This window comes from Pedobacter sp. (assembly GCF_041662865.1).
GTDB lineage: Bacteria > Bacteroidota > Bacteroidia > Sphingobacteriales > Sphingobacteriaceae > Pedobacter.
In genome coordinates, this window is sequence record NZ_JBAZRL010000100.1 from 580 (window position 1) to 3,869 (window position 3,290).

Annotated in this window: 4 protein-coding genes; all 4 read right to left on the reverse strand. The window is 34.0% G+C overall.

Translation table 11 applies throughout. The features are described 5' to 3' along the window. Positions 1-746: hypothetical protein (locus tag WC622_RS16515; protein WP_372820792.1), on the reverse strand; the 746-nt coding region annotated here is incomplete at its 3' end. Positions 747-757: 11 nt separating this feature from the next. After that, positions 758-1,522, reverse strand: coding sequence for a hypothetical protein (locus WC622_RS16520; protein WP_372820793.1), 765 nt, complete (start codon positions 1,520-1,522; stop codon positions 758-760). A 95-nt stretch (positions 1,523-1,617) separates the two neighbouring features. Then, positions 1,618-2,244: a response regulator gene (locus tag WC622_RS16525; protein ID WP_372820794.1), complete on the reverse strand. Its 627-nt coding sequence runs from the start codon at positions 2,242-2,244 to the stop codon at positions 1,618-1,620. 57 nt (positions 2,245-2,301) lie between these two features. Further along, on the reverse strand, positions 2,302-3,290 hold a 989-nt coding region (locus WC622_RS16530), incomplete at its 5' end, for a sensor histidine kinase (protein ID WP_372820795.1).

Sequence of the window (3,290 nt, forward strand, 5' to 3'; positions counted from 1 at the left end):
TCAGTAAAAACAGATCCATCAGTTAAGTCGGTAAATGTGCCATTTTTCCATAGTCTTACTTTGTAGTAGATGGAACCTTCTACTTGCTCTTTTACAGCTACATAAACATCACTGCCAGTTACCGTTACGCCTGCAGTTAAGGCATTATATAAGCCAGCAGTTAAACTGGTTACCGTTCCGTTTTTCCAAAGATTTGCTTTATACGTGCCATGGCTAGGAACAAACTCGCTATAAGCTACATATACATCATTCCCGTTAACATATAAGCCACTAGTTTGTATATCCGTAATTCCATTACTAATATTTGTAACTATACCATTTTTCCAAAGTTTAGTCACATATATAGCGCTGGCATTTTTTTCACTAAAAGTTATATAAACATCTGTGCCAGAAACAAAAATTCTATCTGGTACAGCATGGTATGCGGTATTACTTAATGTAGTAGGTACCCCATTACGCCATAGTTTCGCTACTAAATGTGTACCATTATGTTCTGACCCAGCTACCAATACTTCGCCATTAATTATTGCAATGCTGCTTGCATAAGAATTTTTGGTGCCGTCGGTTAAATTAGTAGCTACTCCATTTTTCCAATATTTTATAACTGATATGCCTGTTGTAGAATTAGTTTCTTGTCCAACTGCATAATAATTTTTAGCAACCGGTGTTGGTTTCGTTTCGGTTTCCTTTTTCTTACATGCTGTTAATGCAACAACACATAAAATGATTAAAATTTTTGTTTTCATGGTTAGATAGTTTATTTTTTAATGTATTCAACGGTGTCAAAAACACCACTTGACGAAGTGCGCTTAGTTCTATAGCCTTCGGAATTATATTCGTAAGTGTAAGTGACGTTGGTAGGAACTCCAGCAGTACCAAGGATTAAACTTTGAGATTGAAAATTATTTTCACTAAACGGCGATGTTGCGTATCCTTTCGGATATAAACTACTAGCGGTTTTTTTTGTATCGAAATTACTATAAACATAAGTGTGGTTTAGTACGCCTGCTGAGGTATAGCTCCTCTGTTCTATCACGTTTTTACCATCCGTACTGAGGGTATATATTGCAGTTTGATTTGCTTCATTACTCGCATTGAAACTGGTTTGCTTTATTTGATTATTTGATAAATACTCTAAAGTAGTATAACCTGCTGATGCACCAGTTGCATTATTAAAAAAATTAGTACGTACTAAATTTCCTTCTGAATTGTATGTGTTTACATACCTATAGTCTATTAATGTTGGAGATACTCGATCTTCCAAAGCATCTACTATTGCGCCTTTGCTATTTACACTGTTTATGATATAAGTGCTAGAACCATTCGAGGCTTCGTTTGCGCTTGCAAATACAATTGTACTTAATTGATTATTTGTGTCGTAATTCCATGTATAGGTGCCAATAGTATAAACTTGCTTACTTATAAAAGTTTTTTGTTCAACTTTAGGAACATTTTCAGTTTCCTTTTTCTTACATGCTGTTATTACAACAACACATAAAATGATTAAGATTTTTGTTTTCATGGTAAGATTTTCAATTAGTGATGATTTCTAATCAAATTTAAACCGTTAACAAACAGTCATCAATACCATAAAAGGGTGAAAAGATAGGCTTCGAGTTAACCTTGGTTGTACTTGTAGATTGCCTCGGTTGCGCTATTTACATGTAGTTTTTTGTATATTTTTTTAATATGACTACGAATGGTTTCTACAGAGATATTAAGCTCATTTGCGATCATTTTATAGCTAAAACCTTTGATCACATATTCTAATATTTCTGTTTCTCGGGCAGTTAGCAGTTCTAATGTTTGTTTATGATTTTCATTTTTCTTTGGGATAAAAGAAAGCACTTTTTTAGCAATACTACTGGTCATTGGGGCGCCTCCAGCCATTACGTCCATGATAGCTGTAGGTATTTGGTCGAAATTTTTCTTTAAAATGTAACCATTTGCGCCTGCACAAATAGCTTCGAAAATGTTGGTTTCATCTTCAAAAACAGTGAGCATAATTACATGTACATACCGGTTGGTTGCTCTAATTTTCTTTAACGCGTTGATGCCATTGGTGCCAGGCATGTCAATGTCCATTAAAATTACGTCAGGTTGATAACTGACTAATGTTTCTTCAACGGTGTTGGCATCTGGCATTGCTTTTAATAAGTTAAAGTCAGCATTCCACGCTAGCATAGTTTCTATACTAAAGCGTAAATTCTGGTTGTCTTCGAATATTAATACATTTATCGCCATTTTTTAAGGTTTGATGTTCAATATTAAATGAAAGATGGCTTCTGCTATATCCCCAAATTAGGGTAGATTAATTAAAAGCTGTAATTGAGTACCCGGTAATTGATGGGCAATTGTTAAAGTTCCATTAATGGCTTCTGCTCTCTCTTTCATGCTTCTCAATCCCGTGCCAGATGTTTCACCTTTCCAGGTACCATTGTCAGCAATAATGAGTTGGGCAGCATTTTTTGCTGTTTTGTTGAAATTAATGGTTACCGTATTTGCATTGGCATGTTTAGTAATGTTAGTTAAGGCTTCTTTGTAAATCAGTAAAATCTCTTTTCTATAATCAATTGGTAAAGATTTTTTCTTTAGTTCATCATCGGCCTCAAAAAATATATTAATAGGTAATGGCTCTAAGATTTGAGCTGCAAATTCTCTCATTCTTATCACTAGATTTTCTATTTTTTCGTTATTGGGTTGTATGCTCCAAACAATATCGCTCATGCTTTGCTGTATGGTTTTACTTTGTGTTGCTATTTTCTCCAACATTTTTTTTGCTTCGCCAGTATCATGATCAATTGCTTGTTGCGATACACTGCTTAAAATGTTAATGCTAGTTAAAGTACTTCCAATTTCATCATGCAAATCTTTACTAATATTATTTCTAATGTTCAGTAGTTCTGTTTGCTGCGCTAATTTGCGTTTTAGCTTGTAGCGATTAAAAAACGTGACGATTAGCAGCAGTAATAAGCCAAAGCCAATTAATAACAAATTTCGGGTTGTTTTTTCGTTAGCTAGCTCTCGTTCTTTAGCTTGTTGTTCGGTTTTTGCCAGTTTTAACTGTTGCTCTTTGTTAATGGCATTTAAATTCTGACTTTTTATTTTCTGTGTTTGCTCGCTTAGTTTAAAATCTTGAAGTTCTTTTTCTTTTGATAACAGCTCTATTTCGCTCTGTTTTTGTTTAGCCAAAAGAACGTTTCCTGCAATTAATGCATTTTGTTTTTCAATTTGTAACTGTTTTAGCTTTTGAGCAGTGATGAGTTTACTAATTTCACCATCTTTTTTTT